We start from the raw sequence: 21,867 nt of genomic DNA on the forward strand, positions 1-21,867 counted from the left end.
AGCTTTACTCAGCAAATTGTTATCTAGTTTTGAGAGAGCAATCTCTTGTCTGGTGGCGATAGCGAAGAGGTCACACCCGTTCCCATACCGAACACGGAAGTTAAGCTCTTTAGCGCCAATGGTAGTTGGGACTTTGTCCCTGTGAGAGTAGGACGTTGCCAGGCAATGAATAAGACCCCTTTTTATGCTCTTGTAAAAGAGTCTAGGGGTTTTTTATTTGGCTCATTTGTAAAAAACTTATATACACATTTAATGTTGTGTATGATATTTGGAGGATTAGCTCAGCTGGGAGAGCACCTGCCTTACAAGCAGGGGGTCGGCGGTTCGATCCCGTCATCCTCCACCACCGTGCCGGTGTAGCTCAACTGGTAGAGCAACTGACTTGTAATCAGTAGGTTGGGGGTTCAAGTCCTCTTGCCGGCACCATTTATATCGGAGGGGTAGCGAAGTGGCTAAACGCGGCGGACTGTAAATCCGCTCCTTCGGGTTCGGCAGTTCGAATCTGCCCCCCTCCACCATTTTATTGGGCTATCGCCAAGCGGTAAGGCAACGGATTTTGATTCCGTCATGCGTTGGTTCGAATCCAGCTAGCCCAGCCATAGAGAGCCATTAGCTCAGTTGGTAGAGCATCTGACTTTTAATCAGAGGGTCGAAGGTTCGAGTCCTTCATGGCTCATTTTAATAAGCGGAAGTAGTTCAGTGGTAGAACACCACCTTGCCAAGGTGGGGGTCGCGAGTTCGAACCTCGTCTTCCGCTCCATATAAAGCGCCCGTAGCTCAATTGGATAGAGCGTTTGACTACGGATCAAAAGGTTAGGGGTTCGACTCCTCTCGGGCGCGCCATAAACGGGAAGTAGCTCAGCTTGGTAGAGCACTTGGTTTGGGACCAAGGGGTCGCAGGTTCGAATCCTGTCTTCCCGACCATTTATGGGGCCTTAGCTCAGCTGGGAGAGCGCCTGCCTTGCACGCAGGAGGTCAGCGGTTCGATCCCGCTAGGCTCCACCAATGAAATTAAATAATTGTAACGAATAATATGGCGGTGTAGCTCAGCTGGCTAGAGCGTACGGTTCATACCCGTGAGGTCGTGGGTTCGACTCCCTCCGCCGCTACCATATAAGTTACATTTGTTATAAATATACGGAGGAATACCCAAGTCCGGCTGAAGGGATCGGTCTTGAAAACCGACAGGGGTGTTAAAGCCCGCGGGGGTTCGAATCCCTCTTCCTCCGCCATTTATTTATATCATATTCATATCATCGCGGGGTGGAGCAGTTCGGTAGCTCGTCGGGCTCATAACCCGAAGGTCGCAGGTTCAAATCCTGTCCCCGCAACCAAAGTGGTCCCGTGGTGTAGCGGTTAACATGCCTGCCTGTCACGCAGGAGATCGCGGGTTCGATTCCCGTCGGGACCGCCATTTTGTTTGGCTCGGTAGCTCAGTTGGTAGAGCAAAGGACTGAAAATCCTTGTGTCGGCGGTTCGATTCCGTCCCGAGCCACCATTTTAAGACGGCGATTGTGGCGAAGTGGTTAACGCACCGGATTGTGGTTCCGGCATTCGTGGGTTCGATTCCCATCAGTCGCCCCATCTTAAGTAACGCGGGTGTAGTTTAGTGGTAAAACCTCAGCCTTCCAAGCTGATGTCGTGAGTTCGATTCTCATCACCCGCTCCAAATAATGGGCCTATAGCTCAGCTGGTTAGAGCGCACGCCTGATAAGCGTGAGGTCGGTGGTTCGAGTCCACTTAGGCCCACCATATTCCACAGTAGCTCAGTGGTAGAGCTATCGGCTGTTAACCGATCGGTCGTAGGTTCGAGTCCTACCTGTGGAGCCATACTGGCCCGTTGGTCAAGCGGTTAAGACACCGCCCTTTCACGGCGGTAACACGGGTTCGAATCCCGTACGGGTCATCTCAAAAGCAGTTTGCATATGCAAACTGCTTTTTTTGTTTGTAAACAGAGTTTAGACAAAAGAATAAACTCTGTTTTTCGTTTTTCTATGATTTTCTCTTCACAATTTGCATTTCCTATAGCACATCTCTAAACGCTTGTTCTAAATTTCGAAAAAAAACCTACAATAGTAATAACAGAATACTGTTTGTACAAAAGGAGGGGAATGCGTGAAAAAAATTGTTTTGTGGTCCATCGGAGTTTTTCTTGTGTATGCAGCTTGTATATGGGTGTATTTATTTTATATAAGTGACACCTCTATTCCACAATCATTAAAAGGTACCAGCGTGGATCCGGCTACGTTTATGAATGCAAGAGAACTTATGTTAACCGAAAAATATTCAAAGATTAGAGATGCGCTCTTTTTTATCCGAATTCCATATGAGTGGTTAGGGTTTATTTTAATTTTAGTGTTAGGTGTGTCTAAGAAAGTGAATAAGTGGTCTAAAGACGTCAGTCGTTTCAGTCTTCTCCAAACTGCTATTTATGTATTTTGGTTATCTGTTCTGCTGCTGATCTACTCTTTTCCTATGGACTGGATTAGCTATAAGCTTTCAACGGCTTACCATATTACGACGCAACCTTTCCAAGGATGGATGAAAGATCTTTTTACAGATTTTTGGGTGAACTATGCCACGATGTTTTTAGTGATTGCTGTGTTGTATGCATTCATTCGTAAGTTTTCAAAAAGATGGTGGCTGTATGCGTGGCTAGTATCTATTCCATTTACGCTATTTTTGACGTTTATTCAACCAGTGGTTATCGATCCGTTATATAACGATTTTTATCCATTAAAGAATAAAGAGCTGGAGACGAAAATTTTGCATTTAGCAGATGAAGCTCATATACCTGCTAAGCATGTATATGAAGTAAACATGTCTGAAAAAACGAACTCTCTCAATGCATATGTAACGGGAATAGGTTCTAATTCAAGAATTGTGTTATGGGATACTACTCTTAATAAATTGACGGAACGTGAAATTTTGTTTATCATGGCGCACGAAATGGGTCACTATGTGAAGAAACATATTTATGTAGGGATTGCTTCAGCCTTAGTTTTATCGATTGTAGGTTTATGGCTAACGAAACATTTAGCTAGCTTTGTGATTAAGAGATGGGGGAAAGCATTAAAAATCACTTCTCTTAGTGATTTAAATTCATTACCGCTTATTCTACTTATTTTTTCTGTGCTCACATTTGCTGTAAGTCCTTTAACAAATATGCAGTCGCGTCATCATGAACTTCAATCTGACACGTACGCCATGGACTTAACAGGAGATAAACAAGCTGCTATTAAAACATTTCAGGATTTAACAAAATCAGGACTGTCCCAGGTGAATCCGCCGTATTTAGTGAAAATTTTTCGATATGGTCATCCAACAATATTGGAAAGAATTTCATTTGTTGAGAAGTATGAAAGAAATGAATAAGTGATATAAGAAAAAGTAAAGGATATATGAAGCCTTTTATACGTAGGTATTAATAGAAAAGCCTCCTTGCGAGTAGGAAAAAAATTCTAAAAGGAGGTTTCATTTTCGAAAGTACTGTTATATAATAACGTATGTAAAATAAAAACTGTTTTATAACAATAGGGAGGAATAGTTATTTGTGATTGAAAAGATAGCAGTCAAACTTATCAGCGTATATTCACCTCAGCAAAGTCTTACTACATGTCCTTCAACTATTTACTTATTTCATCTACGTTCTTACTAACACTATGGCAAACTGCTAATTTACTTCATCATGAAACAGACATATTCTCACTGCTGCGTTTTATATTTTTATGAATATAGAATTTTAAATTCATTAGGGGGTATAAAGAATGAAAGAGATTCGTGTAAAAAACCTTGAAGAGAACTGGAAAAGCGATGAGCGTTGGAAAGGAATTGAACGTCCATATTCTGCAGAAAAAGTCATTGGACTGAGAGGATCCATTGATATTGAACACACGCTTGCTAGAAGAGGGGCCGAAAAGTTCTGGAACTTATTAAAAACAGAGCCATACGTTCATGCATTAGGAGCTTTAACAGGAAATCAAGCAGTACAACAGGTAAAAGCAGGGTTAAAAGCCATTTATCTCAGCGGATGGCAAGTAGCTGCAGATGCAAACCTTTCAGGAAATATGTATCCTGATCAAAGTCTATATCCAGCAAACAGCGTGCCGCATGTTGTGAAACGAATCAATCAAGCGCTGCAGCGTGCCGATCAAATTCAGCATTTAGAAGGAGAAGGGGACATTGATTACTTTGCTCCAATTGTAGCAGATGCAGAAGCAGGGTTCGGAGGACAGTTGAACGTATTTGAATTAATGAAAGGAATGATTGAGTCAGGAGCATCTGCGGTACACTTCGAAGATCAATTGTCATCTGAGAAAAAGTGTGGTCATCTTGGCGGCAAGGTATTGCTTCCAACTCAGACAGCTGTGAAAAACTTGATTGCTGCTCGTTTAGCTGCTGATGTAATGGGTGTTCCAACACTTCTGATTGCTCGTACCGATGCTGATGCCGCTGATTTAATTACAAGTGATGTTGATCCTGTAGATCGCCAGTTTATTACAGGTGAACGCACCGCTGAAGGTTTTTATCGCACGAGAGCCGGAATCGATCAAGCTATCGCTCGTGGCTTAGCATATGCGCCATATGCTGATCTAGTATGGTGTGAGACGTCTGAACCAAACTTGGAACAGGCACAAAAATTTGCAGATGCTATTCATGAAAAATTCCCAGGTAAAATGCTTGCTTATAACTGTTCACCATCTTTCAACTGGAAGAAAAAATTAGATAAGAAAACGATTGAAAAGTTTCAAAGAGAAATCGCAAAAATGGGCTACAAATTCCAATTCGTTACGCTTGCTGGCTTCCACGCTTTAAATCACAGCATGTTTGAACTGGCACGAGGATATAAAACAAGAGGAATGGCAGCTTATTCAGAGTTACAAGAAAGAGAGTTTGCTAGTGAAATAAATGGATATACTGCTACAAGACATCAGCGTGAAGTAGGAACGGGTTATTTTGATGAAGTGGCGCAAGTAGTTTCCGGTGGGACTTCCTCTACAACAGCTTTAAAAGGTTCAACAGAAGAAGAGCAGTTTCAGGCGCATAAATAACAAAAAATCTATGAGTGGAACGGTTGTTTACTTCCACTCATAGAAAAAATTCTAACAAAAAAGATTCTTACATCTGTAAGAATCTTTTTTTATGTAGTAAACACGATTTAACAGACAGCTGTTCTTCCTGAGAAGAAAGGTTCTGCCTGTTAAACGTACATATAAATCATTAACATGAATGAACTTCTTGAAATATTAAGTAGATGTTTGAAGTAAGGATTGGTACTGTGCTGATAGCTCATAAAAAGCAGTTTCATCACGTTGATCTAATGCCGTGTTAATGTTTGTTTCTAACAGTTCTTTTTGACGCTTAAAAAGCGATTCATCAATTACCATTTCGATATAAACATCCAACATACTCACAGTATCAATTACTTTTTTCTTGCGAGCGAGGGACTTCATCATTTCCGTGTACGATTTTTCATTGTTCATACCTCATCACCTCTGCACCCTTTTTATTATTATATAGATTAAAAGAAGAAAAAACAACTAATTTTCTAAATTTTTAGATTTTTATTTTTAGAAATGATAAAGTAAGAGGGAAACGCTACTTTCGTTTTTATCGATTGGCTATTTGGTTTAAAAATGAATCCTTGGGGGCGAAGAAATTGAATCATGTAAAAAAGCGTACGGTAACGGTAGAGGATTTGTATGAATTGAAGTCTGTGTATAACCCTCAGATTTCTCCAGATGGAAAAAGTGTAGTTTATACGGTTCGAGAAACGAAAAAAATAGAAAACGGTTATGAGACGCAGCTGTTTATGTTAGATCTTGAAACAAAAAAAACAAAGCAATTGACGTATTATAAAGGAAATAATCACTCTCCTGCATGGTCTCCTGACGGCAGGTGGATTGCTTTTTTATCAGATCGCAGTCAAACCGTTCAGCTCTATCTATTAGCAGCGACAGGCGGGGAAGCAGAAGCACTCACAGATTGTGAAAAAGGCGTTAGTAATCCCGTATGGTCTCCTTATAGTGACGAAATTATGTTTTCTACAAAAGTGGAAGAAAAAGCTGTAAGAGTTGAACAAAATCATGAGCATCCTCAGCCATACGAAGTGGAACGTTTGTTGTATAAATCCGATGCTAGTGGCTATTTAAAAGGTGAATATACGCAAGTTGCGGTCGTTAAACTTAAAAATAAAGAAGTGACGTTTTTAACGGATGGACCTTATCATCACTCTGTAGGATGCTGGGCCCCTGATGCAAATTCAATTGTATTTTGCAGCAGCCGAGGAGAGAATCCGGATTTATCGTTAACCATGGACGTGTTTATTTTGCATCGTGATACTAAAAAGTTAACATCTATTACAGCAGAAACAGGATATTTTCATCAAGTTTCGTGGTCACCAGATGGGGCATACATAGCTTACATTGGAAATGAACGTACATACGGATCGGCTTCAATGAATGACATATATATTTATCAGGTCTCCAATCAAAAAACAGCTTGTATCACTGCAGGTATAGACTTAGAAATAGGAGATATGGTAGCAGGAGATTTTCACTTTGGAAGAACAGCAGCGGGAATTATGTGGAGCAGTAAGGAAGAATTTTATTTTGTCGTAAGTGAAAAGGGTTCTGTAGGCATATATAAAGGAAATGTAAATGGAAAGTTAGACTCTGTGCTTATGGATAATGCTCACGTATACGGGGTATCTGTTCTTCCCAACGGTGAGGAAGCTATCGTAGCAATCAGTACATTTACACATCCCGGAGATCTTTATTCTTTAAATTTAAAAACAGAGGAACTAGTGAAGCTGACAAACGTTAATGATTCATTTTTAAAGCATGTGCAGTTAACGGAAGCAGAATCTTTTTGCGCGACTGCCACGGACGGTATACATATCCACAGTTGGGTCGTAAAAGCGGCTGCTGCCAACGATGTATCTCCAACCATTTTAGAAATTCACGGAGGTCCGCATCTTATGTATGGTCATACATTTATGTTTGAATTTCAAGTGCTTGCATCAAAAGGGTTCAATATCCTCTTTTCTAATCCAAGAGGCGGAAGAGGATATGGTCAAGCCTTTACAGATGCCGTTCGAGGAGATTACGGAGGCATGGATTATATGGATTTGATGGCAGTAACCGACGAAGCAATTAACCGCTACTCTTATATTAATGAAGATAAACTTGGCGTAACAGGAGGAAGCTACGGAGGATTTATGACAAACTGGATTGTAGGAAGTACAAATCGGTTTAAAGCAGCGGTGACGCAACGGTCTATTTCAAATTGGACGAGTTTTTACGGCGTTAGTGATATTGGCTATTATTTTACCGAATGGGAATTGAAAGCTGATATTTATGAGAATCCGGAAAAACTTTGGAACCACTCGCCGCTTCGTTTAGCGGAGAACGTGAAAACACCGCTGTTAATCTTGCATAGCGAACAGGATTATAGATGTCCAATTGAACAAGCTGAACAGCTTTATGTGGCACTAAAAAGAAAAGATAAAGAAGTAGAATTTATTCGTTTTCCTCAGTCTAACCATGAACTTTCTAGAAGCGGTAAGCCTAATTTACGAACGGCGAGACTAAAATATTTAACCAGCTGGTTTAAACGTTATTTGCAGCAGTCTAAGTAAAAGCACATGTTGTTCTAGAGGTTCTGTTCGTGTAAGTAAGGGCTGGCTATATGGCAAGCGCAACAGGGCAGGAAAGATAAAACGCTGTAAAACTTTTGTTTGGTAAAGGAAAGTAGTACAATAAGTGAAAAGTAGCACAGTTGTTTAAATAAGGAGAACATTCGATGGATTTTGAAACATTAAAGCATTATTTGACATTAGACGGCGTCCTCGAGTTATTAAAACAATATCAATCATTTGGGATCATTCCCGGACTGCTGTTGCCTATTTTAGAAGCGTTTATTCCTATCTTGCCGCTTTTTGCGTTTGTAATGGCTAATGCTGCTGCCTTTGGCTTATGGTTAGGCTTTTTAATTTCATGGATCGGGAGCTGCGTTGGATCACTGCTTGTCTTTTTGATTTTTAGAAAATACGGACAGGCGAGGTTTTTACATTTTATCAGCCGCCATGCGCAAATTCGAAAGATTATGATTTGGGTGGAAAGACACGGTTTTGGACCGCTGTTTATTATGCTTTGTTTCCCTTTTACGCCGTCTTCAGCGATTAATGTAGTAGCTGGACTATCACGTGTCAGTATGGCTCAGTTTATGCTTGCTGTATTAGCGGGTAAAATGGTCATGATATTTATGATGAGCTTTATTGGGGCCGATTTTGTTTCATTTGTGAAACAGCCTTTAAAAGCAGTACTTGTTTTAGTGATCATTTTTGTCCTATGGCTTGTTGGAAAGCAAATTGAACGAAGATTAAATGAAAAATCTAAAGTGAAACAGTATGACAAATAGTTTGTTTATATATAACAAATAGTGATGAAAGACTGCTTTTTAATAGGCAGTCTTTTGTTATACATACAGCAGAAGAGGGTATTGTAAACTATGGAAAAACCTTTTCTTATAGGAATACAGCAGCATTTTTGAAAGGCTTTTTGCCTTTTTCTTAAAGAAGTTATTTGTCTGTTTATTCGGTTGGTAGAACAATGCACATACAGAGTATCTGTCTAGTAATGAACAAGTTTTTTGTTTATCAATTGTGAAAAATATGCTAAAATAAAAGAAAAAACTGGGAATAAATTAGACGTCTATTCCTAGTTGCACCTAAGTAATGAACCCTTTGTTTTCTAGAGATATACATGTTTTTTCTCAACATGTATTATCACCTCATGTATTTCAAAACGTTTTCTTAAAAATTATATGAATGATTTTTGAGCTTGACTACTAAGATGTAAGTAGAGGGATCATTACTAGAAAAGCACCGAATGATCATTAAGACGTGCTTGGCGTCGTTTTGAGGAGGGGAATGCGCTACTAAGATTCAAGCGACTTGCTGATTAATCGTTGTTAGTAAGCGTCTTATAGCGCGGGTGACATGAGATTAAAAGATAAAGTGGCAATTATTACGGGTGCAGCAAATGGGTTAGGGTTCGAAGCTTCTCGAATTTTCGCACAAGAGGGTGCAAAGGTCGCTATGGTTGACTACGATGCAAAAGTAGGAGAAGAACGAGCAGCTCAGCTAAAAGAAGAAGGCGGAGATGTAGCATTCTTTCAAGTAAACGTAGCGGATCGAGACAGTGTAGATGCAATGGTAGAAGAAGTCGTGAAACGCTTCTCTAAAATAGATATTTTAATTAATAATGCAGGTATTACCAGAGATGGAATGCTAACTAAATTATCAGTTGAAAATTTTCAAGCGGTCATTAACGTAAACCTTACAGGCGTTTTTCACTGTACGCAAGCCGTTGTACCGCATATGATTGCTCAAGGTAAAGGGAAAATTATCAGCACATCTTCGGTATCCGGCGTATATGGAAATGTTGGTCAAACAAACTATGCGGCGACAAAAGCCGGCGTAGTGGGAATGACAAAAACATGGGCTAAAGAGCTTGGGCGAAAAGGAATTAATGTAAACGCTGTAGCTCCCGGGTTTATTGAGACGGATATGGTGAAGGCGATGCCGGACAAAATCATTGATCAAATGAAATCCACTATTCCTTTACAAAGGTTAGGTCAGCCTTCTGACATTGGTTATGCTTATCTTTATTTAGCCTCTGATGAGTCCAACTATATTAACGGCACAACACTGCATGTAGATGGTGGAATCATGATGTAAAAGTAGAAAATAACTCGCTTTTCTAAAACTTTTCAGTGGTCATTTGGCTACTGAAAAGTTTTTTTGTTGCATCCAGCATTTCACATATGTGCAAAGTGGAATTTTGTCTGCAAGTTCAGTAAAATAATAAGGAGAGAGATAGAGAGATTTAGCTGATTATCACTATAAAATTTTGACGACTGCGTCACGTGTTTGCGTGGCGTTTATCCATTTTGCACTTAAACAACTAAAAATATAGAGAAGAAAAATGAAGGGGTGAAAACGTGGGGCTACAGTTTTTATTAGGACGTTCAGGAAGCGGGAAAACGGAATATCTTTTAAATAGCATGCGCCAAGAGCTGTTAAATGCTCCGCTTGGGCATCCACTTATTTATATTGTACCTGAACAGATGACATTTCAGTCGGAGTATGCGCTTGTTCAAACACCTGGGTTAGAAGGCATGATGCGTGCTCAAGTTTATAGTTTTACACGTCTTGCGTGGCGTATCCTGCAAGAAGTCGGAGGTATTAGCCGCTATCATGTGGATCAAACAGGTATTCATATGATGCTTAAAAAAATTATCGAGCATCAAAAAAAAGAGCTTCGATTGTTTGCGAATTCTTCAGAACAAGCAGGGTTTATTGAAGAACTAGAAAAAATGGTTAAAGAATTTAAACAGTACACGGTAGATGCACCGTCTCTCGAAGAGATGAAGCAAAAACTTCAAGCAGAAGATGAGAAAGTCCTTGCTGATAAATTACATGATTTACATCTCATTTACGGAGAATTAGAAAAACAGCTGATGACAAAATATGTAGATGGAGAAGATTATTTGAAGCTGCTGAGTGAAAAAGTAGTCTCTTCTGCGTACCTTGCTCAAGCAACGATTTATGTAGATGGATTTCATCACTATACTCCTCAAGAATTAACGGTATTAGTAGAGCTGATGAAAGTTTGTAGAGAAGTGAAAATAGCGGTTACTTCTGATTATTCATATCAAGATTTTATTCCAAATGACCTGCACTTGTTTCGATTAACGAGCGAAACGTATCAAGAAATAATGGGCCTGGCGGCTGAAAACGGGATAGAGATTCAAGAGCCAAACGTATTTAATGAACAAAAAAGGCATCAAAACAGTCCGGAGCTTGCCTATTTAGAACGATATTATGATGAACGGCCAACGCCGGAATTTCAGTCAGAGCCCGAGCACATTCAGCTGCTGCCTGCTGTTAGCCGAAGAGCAGAGGTAGAAGGGATTGCGAGAGAAGTGCTGTCGCTTGTGCGTGATCACGGCTATCGCTATCGTGATATTGCCTTGATTGTTAGAAATGCAGAAGACTATCATGACTTGCTTCAAACCATTTTTCGAGATTATGAAATTCCGTACTTTATTGACCAAAAGCGAGCGATGTTTCACCATCCACTCGTTGAATTTATTCGCTCAGTCTTAGAGGTGGTAAGCGGGTCATGGCGATACGAAACCATCTTTCGGGCAGTGAAAACAGACCTTTTATTTCCTTTGTCATCTGATGTGCACCAGCTTCGCGAAGAGATGGATGAATTAGAAAATTACGTACTTGCTTACGGTATTCAAGGATCTAAGTGGACGAGTAAGGAGCCATTTACCTACAGAAAATATCGTTCGCTTGAAGACATGAACCTTGGGAAAACTGACGAAGAGCTTGCTTTTGAGCAAAAAATAAATGAATTAAAAAATATGATTGTTCCTCCTATTTATTCGCTTCAGCAAAAATTAAAACAAGCGAAAATAGGAAAAGAAAAAGCAGAAGCACTCTATCATTTTTTAACGAACTTAGATATTCCACAAAAGATAGAAGCGCTGCGCAATCGATGTGAAGAAGAAGGTAAGCTTCAAGAAGCAAGAGAGCACGAGCAGGTATGGAAAGCAATTCTTCACTTATTTGATCAGTTTGTTGAAATGATGGGAGAAGAGAAAGTATCGATTTCTTTGTTCGCGGATCTATTTGAGACAGGGCTTGACAGCATGCAGTTTGCACTTGTTCCGCCTGCACTGGATCAAGTGGTTGTGGCAAGTTTTGAGCGTTCGCGTTTATCCGATATCAAAGCAAGCTTTGTGCTAGGCGTAAATGACGGTGTGATTCCAGCTAAACCAAAAAGCGATGGCCTGTTATCTGAGAAAGAGAGAGAGCAGCTGCTTGAATCAGGCTTATTACTTGCGCCAACTGGAAGGCAAAAGCTGTTTGACGAACAATTTCTCATTTATTTAGCACTTTCCAGCTCTTCTGAAAAACTTTATGTTTCGTATCCTCTTGCCAATGAGGAAGGGAAGACTCTGCTGCCTTCACTCGTTATTAATCGATTAAAAGAGCTATTTCCGCTCCTGCAGGAAAAGCTGTTAATGACGGAGCCTACGGATTTAGAAGAAGAAAAGCAAGTTGATTATATAACAAATCCCTTAACGAGCATCGCGCATTTAGCCAGCCAGCTGCAAGGGTGGAAACGCCATTATCCGATGAGTTCCGCTTGGTGGGATGTATATAATTTTTATGTAGAAAATTCAGATTGGAACTCATACAGCGAGAAAGTACTAAGCAGTTTATTTTATAAAAACGAAGCAAAAAGGTTAACAAAGAAAACGAGTCAGCGTCTGTATGGAAAGCATATTCAAGCAAGCGTATCGAGAATGGAGAAATTTGAAGCCTGTCCGTACGCTCATTTTGCTTCTCACGGGCTTAAGCTTAAAGAACGAAAAGTTTTCAAATTAGCAGCTCCTGACATAGGCGAGTTATTTCACGCGGCGCTGAAGATGATTTCAGACGAGCTACGGGGCGGTCAAAAAGAATGGAAGAACTTAACGAGAAAAGACTGTCAGCAGCTTTCTACGGCTGCGGTGCACGAACTTGCTCCGCGCTTACAAAATGAAATTTTATTGAGCTCTAATCGCCACCACTATTTAACACATAAGCTGCAGCAAATTATTGAACGTGCGTCGCTTGTGTTAAGTGAGCACGCTAAGGTGAGCGGGTTTGTTCCTGTTGGATTGGAATTAGGGTTTGGTCCTAGCGCGGAGCTGCCTTCTATGCAGTTTACACTGCCAAATGGCCATACGATGGAACTTGTTGGCCGAATTGACAGAGTGGATAAAGCGGAAAGCTCCAAAGGACTTTTACTGCGTATTGTCGACTATAAATCAAGCGATAAAGCATTAAACTTAGTGGAAGTGTACTATGGTTTATCTCTTCAAATTTTAGCTTATTTAGACATAGTCGTGACGTATGCTGAACAGCTTCTTCATGATAATAGAGGAGCATTGCCTGCTGGCGTTCTTTATTTCCACGTTCATAATCCAATGATCAACAGTACTAAAGCATTACAACCCGATCAAATTGAAGCCGAAATCTTCAAGAAGTTTAAAATGAAAGGACTGCTTTTAGGGGACGAGGAAGCAGTCCGATTAATGGACGAAACGTTAGAATCAGGGCGCTCACAGGTTATATCGGCGGGTATTAAAAAGACAGGGGGCTTTTATTCCAATTCTTCGGTTGCGAGCGAAGAAGATTTTACACATCTCCGTCAGTATGTGCGAGGTAAGTTTGTAGAGGCAGGTACTGAGATTACAAATGGAAAAATTGATATTTCGCCTTATAAGCTAAAAGATAAAACACCATGTGCGTTTTGTGAATACCGCTCAATCTGTCAGTTCGATGAATCAATGGAAAACAACGAATATCGTCAGCTTAGTACAGAGAGTCAAAATGTTATTTTAGATAAAATTCGAGAGGAGGCCAAACGAGATGAGTGAAGATATACACGTAAAACCGGCCGACTCCCAGTGGACGGATGATCAGTGGAACGCCATTGTTTCATCCGGTCAAGATATATTAGTAGCCGCGGCGGCTGGCTCAGGAAAAACAGCGGTTTTAGTCGAACGTATTATTAAAAAGATTACGATGGGCGAGGAACCAATTGATGTTGATAGATTACTAGTTGCTACGTTTACAAATGCTTCTGCAGCCGAAATGAGAAATCGAATTGGAGAAGCATTGGAAAAAGAGTTAAAAAAGAATCCATCTTCTTTACACTTGCGCAGACAGCTTAATTTATTAAACCGTGCGTCGATTTCTACGCTCCATTCTTTTTGTTTAGAAGTCATTCGAACGTATTATTATTTGATCGATGTAGACCCTGGTTTTCGAATTGCAGATGATACGGAAGCGGATCTTCTGCGTGAAGAAGTATTAGAAGAATTGTTTGAAGAGCAGTACAGTATTGAACAGAACGAGCGATTCTTTGATTTAATTGATCGTTATACAAGCGACAGAAATGACTTAGATATTCAGCTTATGGTAAGAAAGCTATATGACTTTGCACGATCTAATCCCGACCCAAACGGCTGGCTTAAAATGATTGTGAGTCAATATGATGTCACAGAGAACTCTTCTATTGATTCACTTCCGTTTTTGTCTTTTCTTTTACAAGAAGTAACAACGCAGCTCGTGGGCATTGAGTCGATTTTAAAACAGGGCTTAGAGCTAACAAAGCTGCCGGGAGGGCCTGCTCCTCGCGCCGTTAATGCAGAGGAAGACCTGGCTCAAATTCATCGGCTGATCAGCGCTTCTAAGCATTCTTTTGCTGATTTGCATGAGGAAATGCAGAATTTGAATTTTACTCGTTTAAAGCCATGTAAAGGAGATGCATACGACTCGCAGCTTTTAGATGATTTCGGAGAGCTTCGCAAAAAAGCGAAAACAAGCCTTGAAAAGCTTCATGCTGATTTGTTTTCTAGGCCTTTGTACGGCTACATGGCTGATTTTGAAAAAATGAAGCCCGTTATTGAAACGCTAATCTTTTTAGTTCAGCGCTTCGGTGAACGATATGAACACATCAAAAAAGAGAAAGGGTTAGTAGACTTTTCTGATTTAGAGCATTATTGCCTGCAAATCTTGAGTGTAAAAGAAGACGGGGTGCTTAAGCCTTCGTCCATTGCTCAAAAATATCGCACTCAGTTTGAAGAGGTGCTTGTTGACGAATATCAAGATACAAATATGGTTCAAGAAACACTAATTAAATTAGTGACGAGAGATAGTGAAGAACAAGGGAATTTATTTATGGTTGGAGATGTAAAACAATCCATTTACCGCTTTCGTTTAGCGGAGCCATTTTTGTTTTTGACGAAGTACAAGCGATTTACGCAAGATGGACGACAATTTGGAAAACGTATTGACTTAAATAAAAACTTCCGAAGTCGTTCTCAAGTGCTTGACGCCACAAACTTTATTTTTAACCAGCTGATGGATGAAGAAGTAGGAGAAATTGCATATGACGATGATGCTTCTTTAAAATTAGGAGCATCGTATCCAAAAGTGGAAGGAATGGAAACGGAGCTTCTGCTGATTGCAAAAGAAAATGCAGAAGAAGGAGCGGAAGAAGAATCGGATTCTTCTCTCGTCGCTTTTTCAGAAGCAGAGCTTGAAACCGCTCAGTTAGAGGCAAGAGCAATGGCGCGCAAAATCAAAGAACTCGTTCAAAACCGTTTTCAAATATATGATCGCAAGCTCGATATCATGAGAAACGTAACGTATCGTGACTTTGTTATTTTGCTTCGTTCCATGCCTTGGGCTGCGCAGATTATGGATGAATTTAAACAAGAAGGCGTGCCGATTTATGCGGATTTATCAACAGGCTATTTTGATGCTACTGAAGTGATGATTATGATGTCTTTATTAAAAGTAGTAGATAACCCGCATCAAGACATTCCGTTAGCTTCTGTTCTTCGCTCACCGGTAGTAGGGCTTTCAGATGAAGAGTTGGCTACACTGAGAGCAGAGCAAAAGAAAGGAACGTATTATGATGCGTTAAAAACGTACTTAGCGGCTTCAGATGATGAAGAACTTCGCGATAAAGTGAAATATTTCTATGAGCAGTTAAAAGCATGGAGAACACAAGCTAGACAAAGCTCTTTGTCAGAACTAGTATGGCAAATTTACCGCGACACGGGTTTCTTTGAATTTGTTGGCGGACTTCCTGGCGGGAAACAGCGTCAAGCCAATTTACGTGCTCTTTACGATCGCGCTCGCCAGTATGAGGCGACTTCATTTAGAGGTCTGTTCCGCTTTTTACGCTTTATTGAACGGATGCAGGATCGAGGGAACGATTTAGGAGCTGCTCGAGCGCTGGGAGAACAAGAAGATGTGGTGCGTTTGATGACGATCCACAGCAGTAAAGGTCTTGAATTTCCTGTTGTTTTCGTAGCTGGTCTTGCTCGTCAGTTTAACTTAATGGACTTGAATAAAGCTTATTTACTCGATAAAGAACTAGGTTTTGGATCTAAATATATTGATCCGAAACTGCGTATTACGTACCCAACTCTTCTTCAGCAGACCATGAAGAAAAAAATGAAAAAAGAAAGCATGGCAGAGGAAATGCGGGTATTATACGTAGCTTTGACGCGTGCGAAAGAAAAACTTATTTTAGTTGGAACAGTAAAAGACGCACCAGAAAAGCTCAGACAATGGAGCTCCGTTATGGGACACGAAGATTGGACGCTTCCAGCTCACGTGAGAAGAGATGCAAAATGTTATTTAGACTGGATTGGACCTTCTTTAATTCGTCACAAAAATGTTAGTCATATGGTTGAAGGAGAGGTCCGGCCGGCCGAGATGATTTATCAGCATGCTTCAAGCTGGAAGCTTTCAACGTTATTAGCAGGTGATTTAGCCGAACAGCCTCTTGAAGAGCAGCAGCATCATGAAGAGCTTTTGAACGCTCTTCAAAAGCATGAGCCAGTTACAGAATCCAGCGATTATAAAGAGGAAGTGTATAGACGCTTAAATTGGTCTTATGATTATCGTGTAGCTTCCGTTCATCGTTCAAAGCAATCTGTTTCTGAACTAAAAAGGCAGCAGCAGCTGACGGATGCAGGTGCAAGCAATGATCTTGTTCGGGGAGCTAAAGCACCTCTTGAAAATCGTCCGCTGTTTCTTCAAGAGAAATCTCTCACAGGAGCTGAAAGAGGAACAGCTACACATGCCGTTATGCAGCAGCTTCCATTAAATAAAGCTTATACCCTCGAAATGGTTCAAGACTTTATTCAATCAATGGTTACTAAAGAATTGTTGACGCAACAGCAAGCGGATGCCGTTGATGCAAATGATGTAGCAGACTTTTTAGACAGTGACATTGCACAAGGTATTCGAACGGCTCGCACGGTTTATAGAGAGATGCCTTTTAGTTTAGGTGTCTCCGCTAAAGAAATCTATGATCATTGGGAGCAGGAAGATGAAACGATTTTAGTACAAGGTATTATTGATTGTTTATATGAAACGGAAGAAGGCCTCGTTTTACTTGATTTTAAAACAGATAATATTTCGGATCGTTTTCAAGGGGATTTTGAACGAGCAAAACCATTTCTAATTGAAAGATACCGCATTCAGTTAGAGCTTTATGCAAAGGCCATTGAGCGGATTGTGAAACAACCTGTTCAGCATCGCTATCTTTACTTTTTAGATGGTGGACATGCTGTTGAAATATAAGAAAAGAAGAAGGCGATAGTCTTCTTCTTTTTCACCAATAAGGAGAGAGTAACATGCGTTTATTACATACAGCGGATTGGCATTTGGGGCGAACGTTAGAAGGTCGAAGCCGTCTAGCTGAGCAAGCACAGTTTTTAGATGAACTGGCAGACATTGTGGAAGAAGAAAAGATAGATGCTATTCTCATGGCGGGAGATGCCTTTGATACGGTTAACCCTCCAGCAGCGGCAGAGCAGCTCTTTTACGAAAGTATGTCTAGGTTGAGCAACAATGGAAAACGTCCAATTATTGTTATTGCAGGTAATCATGATAACCCAGATCGGCTGTCGGCGGCTTCTCCATTAGCTGTTCATCAAAATATTATACTTCTTGGTTTGCCTACTACCGATGTAGAAAGCATTCACATTCCTACATCAGATGAAATATTAAAGGTTGCGGCTCTTCCTTACCCATCTGAATCAAGGTTAAAGGAACTGTTAGCAGAAGAAAATGATGAGCTGGCTCTTCGAAATTCATACGATGCCAGAGTAAAAGGTATTTTCGATAAAATGAGTGAGCAGTTCACAACAGATACCGTTAATATTGCGATGAGTCATATTTACGTAGCAGGCGGAAGTTCAACGGACTCAGAACGTCCAATTGAAGTAGGAGGAGCTTATACGGTGGCGGCAACTAGTTTGCCTGCTAATGCTCAATATGTAGCTCTAGGACATTTGCATCGCCCGCAAATGATCAATCGCGCCAACACCTTTGCAAGATATTCTGGGTCACCTCTTGCCTATAGCTTTTCAGAGTCAGGATATGCAAAGTCTGTTACCATTTTAGATGCTCAGCCAGGAAAAGAGGTTGAAATGACGGAAATTCCATTATCTAGCGGAAAGCCTTTGACGCGTTGGAAAGCAAAAAACGGATTGGCAGAAGTATATACGTGGCTTGATGAACAGAAAGATGCGCAGGCATGGGTTGATTTAGAAGTTCACGTAGAAGATGCACTTTCACTAGAAGAAATCCATCGACTTCGCAAGCTTCATCCAGGCTTTATTCATATTCGTCCGGTATTCAAAGCAGAAGAACTAGCACATGAAACACGTTCACAGCGCGAAGTGCCGATCGAAGAACTGTTTACAAAGTTCTACAGCAGGCAAACCGGCGGAGGGGCACCTGATGATGAGTTAGTCAAACTGTTTTTAACCTTGATTAACGATGAAGAAGTATCGGGAAAGGAGGATGAAAAATGAAACCTATTAACTTGACCGTTTCGGGGCTTCACAGTTTTAGAGAAAAACAAACTGTCGACTTTGAAGCGCTGTGTTCAGGCGGTGTGTTTGGAATATTTGGTCCTACTGGAAGCGGGAAATCCTCCATTTTGGATGCCATTACACTAGCTTTATACGGAAAAGTAGAGCGTGCAGCCAATAATACACAAGGAATTTTAAATCACGGGGAAAATGAACTGAAAGTATCGTTTACGTTCGAGCTGGAAAACGCTAGTCATAAAAAACGCTATACTGTTGAACGAAGCTTTAAACGGACAGATGAGCTGCGTGTGAAATCAGCTTCCAGTCGATTGATTGAAATCGAAGATGAAACGTACGTATTAGCGGATAAAACAAATGATGTAAACCAGCAGGTACAGGAACTTCTTGGTTTAACAATTGATGATTTTACAAGAGCTGTTGTATTACCACAAGGAAAATTTGCAGAGTTTTTATCGTTAAAAGGGACGGAACGTCGTCAAATGCTTCAGCGTCTTTTTAATCTCGAGCAGTACGGAGATCAGCTTAGTAAGAAAATACGCTATCAAGTTCAGCAGCTAAAAACAGACCTAGATAAAATCACGGCAGAACAAACGGGATTAGGTGAAGCTTCAACAGAGAAAGTAACAGAAGCCGAGCAGCTTGTAAGTGATAGCATTGTACTTTTGGAAAAACGAGAAAAAGAAGCGGCTGATTTGCAGGAACGATACGATCAGCAGGCATCTCTTTGGAAAGCGCAGCAGGAAAAAACACTGTTAGAAGAAAAACTAGTGCATGCTTCTAAGCAGGAAGAGGAGATTAAACAAAAGCAAGATTTGCTGACGAAAGCGCAGCAGGCAGAGCGTCTTTTTCCTTATTTAGAAACATTTGAACAAGCTGAAAAACAGCAGAAGCTTTATAAAGATAAAGTAGAAAAATTAAAAGTGCAAATTGTTCAGCAAAGAGAGGAATATAAGCGATCGAATAGCTTATATGAGCAGGCTCGCTTACAAAAAAATGAACAGCAGCCCAAATTAGTTGTTCAAAAAGAACAGCTTCAACAAGCTTCTGATCTTCAAAAACAAATTAAAGATGGGCAGCAAGAAGTAAAAGAAGCGGAAGTTTCTCTTCAGCAAAAGCAGCAGGCACTTCAAACGAAAAATGATGAATTAATAGAAGCGGATAAGCGGTATCAGCAGGGTCTGAACCTTCAAAAAGAGTTAAAAGAAGCATTAACAAAAGTGGAGATTCAACCTGATTATCGGCAGGCTGTTCAGCAAGCATTCTACCGTTATCAAGTATGGAATAATGATAAAAAAAATCTAGATGAAGGCCAAAAAACGTATAAAGAAAAAGCGGAACAGCTTCAGCATTTGCATACACAAAAACAAACACACCAAGAGAGATATCAGCAAACAATAGAACGAAGTAAAGAGTTATTTTCGGATATTCAAGGCTTGTATCACACTGTATGTGAGCGGGAAAAAGAGTTTCAGCAGCTTTTTCAACAAGCGGATCATTTAATGAGTGATCTAAAAAGACGCAAGGAAAAAGAATGGTCACATCGTCTGGCTCATCAATTAGCTGAGCAGCTGACTAAAGGAGAGCCTTGTCCAGTTTGTGGCTCTGAGCATCATCCTAACCCCGTGTTAAACCAAAAAGAAGAAAATGGTACAGTAGAATCAGCGGATCAGTTCGAAGATCAAGTCAATCAGTTGCGTGAACAGCGATTTAGCTATTCGTCGCTTAAAATGCAGCTTGAACAGCTTGCTAAACCTCTTGTTGAAAAAATACCTGATTTAGCTGGGTTTATGAATGAAGCTGGCCAAGTTCCTGCTTTAGGAGAAATGGGTACAGATGCCTTTGGTCAGTATGCTAAGAAAATAGAAGTTGAAATTAAATCTCTTGAGCAGGATTATTTGCAGGTAGGCGAAAAACAGCATGCAATTCTCGGGCAGGTACAAAAGGTCCAGCAAAGTCTTGAAAAGATTGAATTAGAGCTTGCTCATTATCAAAAAGAACAAGCTGAATTGGAAAGAAAAGTCACTCAGCAAAAACAAGCGTTACAAGCAGGAAGAGAAGCTTTTCAACAAGATTATCCTTCCTTTGTATTTGAAGAGATGGAAAAAATTAATGAACAGCTAAACGAGCGAGAAAAAGAAGAGCAGACAATAAAGGCTCGAATTGAAAAAAGCAGCGTATTTTTTGAAAATCAGCAAAAGAAAATCGAACGTCTAAAAGAAGAAAAATATGCGGGCGAAAAAGAATTTACAGAATTAAAAGCAATGCTGTCTCATAAACAATCTCTTGTTCACTCGCAAATTGAACGCTTGCGTACGCTTACAGATCAAGAGGATATTGAACAAGCGCTGCAAAAAACAGTTCACTTACTTGCGGAGTTAGAGACGAATGAACAGCAGGCGTATCAACATTGGCAGACTGTTCAAAAAGCGTATCAAACGCTGCAAATGGATGAAAAAGCAGCGAGCGAATCTCTAGAAACAGCTCATATCCAGTATAAAAAAGCAGCTGGAAAATGGGAAGAAGCGATAGGGAATTCTTTATTCAGCGAAGAAAAAGAAGTTCAGCAAGCTTTGTTATCACACGATGAGATGAAATTGTTGGATGAAACTGTTCAGGCTTATTGGGACAACATAAAACAGATGAAGTCATCAGTTGAACAGTTAAATATCCAGCTGAATCACCAGTCCATAGAAGAGCAGCAATTTGAAGAAACTCAGCAGCTGCTTCATGATATAAAAGCCGCTGTAAAAGAAGCCGTTCAGCTCAAGGGAGCAGCTGAGCAAACGTTAAAAAGCGTCAAAGAACGGCATGAGCGATTTTTAGTGCTTGAACAGGACCGTGAAGAAAAACAAGCGTTATTTGAACAGTATCAAAAGCTTCAAACAGTATTTAAAGGAAATGCTTTCGTCGAATATATTGCTGAAGAACAGCTGATGTCCGTTAGCCGAGATGCTTCAGAGCGTCTGGGTATATTAACACGTCAGCGCTATGCGATTGAAGTTGATTCACAAGGCGGCTTTATCATGAGAGATGATGCAAATGGAGGCGTAAAACGTCCGGTTTCAACTTTATCGGGAGGGGAAACATTTTTAACTTCCCTCGCTCTGGCCCTTTCATTATCTGCACAAATACAGCTAAGAGGAGAATATCCACTGCAGTTTTTCTTTTTAGATGAAGGATTTGGAACGCTTGATGGAGAGCTTCTTGATACCGTGGTTACGGCGCTTGAAAAACTTCAGTCCAATAATTTATCAATTGGAGTCATCAGTCACGTACAAGAACTTCGTGCTCGTCTGCCAAAACGTTTGATTGTTGAGCCGTCCGAGCCTTCTGGCAAAGGAACTAGTGTAAGAGTAGAAACTTTATAGGGAA

Annotated in this window: 10 protein-coding genes, 19 tRNA genes and 1 rRNA gene; 29 read left to right on the forward strand and 1 reads right to left on the reverse strand. The window is 40.4% G+C overall.

The genetic code is table 11. The features are described from left to right. Positions 1-48: 48 nt before the first annotated feature. From rrf to aceA, 22 genes are all read left to right on the forward strand, one after another. A 5S ribosomal RNA gene (rrf, locus tag NST66_RS01625) occupies positions 49-164 on the forward strand. Between the two features lie 106 nt (positions 165-270). Next, positions 271-346: transfer RNA gene (locus NST66_RS01630), tRNA-Val, on the forward strand. Between the two features lie 4 nt (positions 347-350). After that, a tRNA-Thr gene (locus NST66_RS01635) sits at positions 351-426 on the forward strand. Positions 427-434: 8 nt separating this feature from the next. Then, positions 435-518: transfer RNA gene (locus NST66_RS01640), tRNA-Tyr, on the forward strand. A gap of 6 nt (positions 519-524) precedes the next feature. Further along, a tRNA-Gln gene (locus tag NST66_RS01645) sits at positions 525-599 on the forward strand. Between the two features lie 4 nt (positions 600-603). Next, a tRNA-Lys gene (locus NST66_RS01650) sits at positions 604-676 on the forward strand. A 9-nt stretch (positions 677-685) separates the two neighbouring features. After that, positions 686-760 (forward strand) — tRNA-Gly (locus NST66_RS01655). Positions 761-766: 6 nt separating this feature from the next. Further along, a tRNA-Arg gene (locus NST66_RS01660) sits at positions 767-843 on the forward strand. A 4-nt stretch (positions 844-847) separates the two neighbouring features. Then, positions 848-924, forward strand: a tRNA-Pro gene (locus NST66_RS01665). Between the two features lie 5 nt (positions 925-929). After that, positions 930-1,005: transfer RNA gene (locus NST66_RS01670), tRNA-Ala, on the forward strand. A gap of 30 nt (positions 1,006-1,035) precedes the next feature. Beyond that, a tRNA-Met gene (locus tag NST66_RS01675) sits at positions 1,036-1,112 on the forward strand. A gap of 27 nt (positions 1,113-1,139) precedes the next feature. Beyond that, positions 1,140-1,232 (forward strand) — tRNA-Ser (locus tag NST66_RS01680). Positions 1,233-1,257: 25 nt separating this feature from the next. After that, positions 1,258-1,334: transfer RNA gene (locus NST66_RS01685), tRNA-Met, on the forward strand. Positions 1,335-1,338: 4 nt separating this feature from the next. Beyond that, positions 1,339-1,414: transfer RNA gene (locus NST66_RS01690), tRNA-Asp, on the forward strand. 8 nt (positions 1,415-1,422) lie between these two features. Next, a tRNA-Phe gene (locus NST66_RS01695) sits at positions 1,423-1,498 on the forward strand. Positions 1,499-1,508: 10 nt separating this feature from the next. Then, positions 1,509-1,584 (forward strand) — tRNA-His (locus NST66_RS01700). Between the two features lie 11 nt (positions 1,585-1,595). Next, positions 1,596-1,669, forward strand: a tRNA-Gly gene (locus NST66_RS01705). 6 nt (positions 1,670-1,675) lie between these two features. Next, positions 1,676-1,752, forward strand: a tRNA-Ile gene (locus NST66_RS01710). Positions 1,753-1,755: 3 nt separating this feature from the next. Next, a tRNA-Asn gene (locus NST66_RS01715) sits at positions 1,756-1,830 on the forward strand. Between the two features lie 4 nt (positions 1,831-1,834). Further along, a tRNA-Glu gene (locus NST66_RS01720) sits at positions 1,835-1,906 on the forward strand. Between the two features lie 209 nt (positions 1,907-2,115). Next, positions 2,116-3,375 (forward strand): M48 family metallopeptidase, encoded by a 1,260-nt coding sequence (locus NST66_RS01725; RefSeq protein WP_033578011.1) that lies wholly within the window; start codon positions 2,116-2,118, stop codon positions 3,373-3,375. Between the two features lie 392 nt (positions 3,376-3,767). Further along, entirely contained in the window at positions 3,768-5,051 is a 1,284-nt protein-coding gene (aceA, locus tag NST66_RS01730) for an isocitrate lyase (RefSeq protein WP_028412422.1), read from the forward strand. 195 nt (positions 5,052-5,246) lie between these two features. Here the strand turns inward: aceA and NST66_RS01735 are convergent, their stop codons facing one another. Continuing rightward, positions 5,247-5,483, reverse strand: coding sequence for an IDEAL domain-containing protein (locus NST66_RS01735; protein ID WP_028412421.1), 237 nt, complete (start codon positions 5,481-5,483; stop codon positions 5,247-5,249). A 176-nt stretch (positions 5,484-5,659) separates the two neighbouring features. Between NST66_RS01735 and NST66_RS01740 the strand changes: the two genes are divergently transcribed. The 7 genes from NST66_RS01740 (at position 5,660) to NST66_RS01770 (ending at position 21,863) form a co-directional block, all read left to right on the forward strand. Further along, positions 5,660-7,639, forward strand: a complete 1,980-nt coding sequence (locus NST66_RS01740; protein WP_033578012.1) for a S9 family peptidase — start codon at positions 5,660-5,662, stop codon at positions 7,637-7,639. Positions 7,640-7,803: 164 nt separating this feature from the next. Continuing rightward, entirely contained in the window at positions 7,804-8,421 is a 618-nt protein-coding gene (locus NST66_RS01745; RefSeq protein WP_028412419.1) for a TVP38/TMEM64 family protein, read from the forward strand. A 580-nt stretch (positions 8,422-9,001) separates the two neighbouring features. Further along, positions 9,002-9,742, forward strand: a complete 741-nt coding sequence (gene fabG, locus NST66_RS01750) for a 3-oxoacyl-ACP reductase FabG (RefSeq protein ID WP_014461644.1) — start codon at positions 9,002-9,004, stop codon at positions 9,740-9,742. 263 nt (positions 9,743-10,005) lie between these two features. Further along, positions 10,006-13,506, forward strand: coding sequence for a helicase-exonuclease AddAB subunit AddB (gene addB / locus NST66_RS01755; RefSeq protein WP_340843037.1), 3,501 nt, complete (start codon positions 10,006-10,008; stop codon positions 13,504-13,506). After that, a complete protein-coding gene (addA, locus tag NST66_RS01760; RefSeq protein WP_049162883.1) occupies positions 13,499-17,236 on the forward strand; it encodes a helicase-exonuclease AddAB subunit AddA in 3,738 nt (1,245 codons plus the stop codon). The genes addB and addA overlap by 8 nt, the downstream gene beginning before the upstream one ends. 53 nt (positions 17,237-17,289) lie before the next feature. Then, positions 17,290-18,474 carry an exonuclease SbcCD subunit D gene (locus NST66_RS01765; RefSeq protein WP_033578015.1) on the forward strand — a complete coding sequence of 395 codons (1,185 nt, stop codon included), beginning with the start codon at positions 17,290-17,292 and terminating at the stop codon, positions 18,472-18,474. Then, on the forward strand, positions 18,471-21,863 hold the full coding sequence (locus NST66_RS01770) for an SMC family ATPase (RefSeq protein ID WP_340843038.1): 3,393 nt from the start codon (positions 18,471-18,473) through the stop codon (positions 21,861-21,863). The genes NST66_RS01765 and NST66_RS01770 overlap by 4 nt, the downstream gene beginning before the upstream one ends. Positions 21,864-21,867 lie beyond the last annotated feature (4 nt).

This window comes from Priestia sp. FSL W8-0524 (genome assembly GCF_038005965.1).
Lineage (GTDB): Bacteria > Bacillota > Bacilli > Bacillales > Bacillaceae_H > Priestia > Priestia zanthoxyli.

What these genes read in the sequence shown, in the direction of transcription:
- NST66_RS01770 (WP_340843038.1), top strand. Translation starts at nt 18,471, where the DNA reads ATGAAACCTATTAACTTGACCGTTTCGGGGCTTCACAGTTTTAGAGAA.
- NST66_RS01745 (WP_028412419.1), top strand. Translation starts at nt 7,804, where the DNA reads ATGGATTTTGAAACATTAAAGCATTATTTGACATTAGACGGCGTCCTC.
- aceA (WP_028412422.1), top strand. Translation starts at nt 3,768, where the DNA reads ATGAAAGAGATTCGTGTAAAAAACCTTGAAGAGAACTGGAAAAGCGAT.
- fabG (WP_014461644.1), top strand. Translation starts at nt 9,002, where the DNA reads ATGAGATTAAAAGATAAAGTGGCAATTATTACGGGTGCAGCAAATGGG.
- NST66_RS01735 (WP_028412421.1), bottom strand. Translation starts at nt 5,483, where the DNA reads ATGAACAATGAAAAATCGTACACGGAAATGATGAAGTCCCTCGCTCGC.
- addA (WP_049162883.1), top strand. Translation starts at nt 13,499, where the DNA reads ATGAGTGAAGATATACACGTAAAACCGGCCGACTCCCAGTGGACGGAT.
- NST66_RS01765 (WP_033578015.1), top strand. Translation starts at nt 17,290, where the DNA reads ATGCGTTTATTACATACAGCGGATTGGCATTTGGGGCGAACGTTAGAA.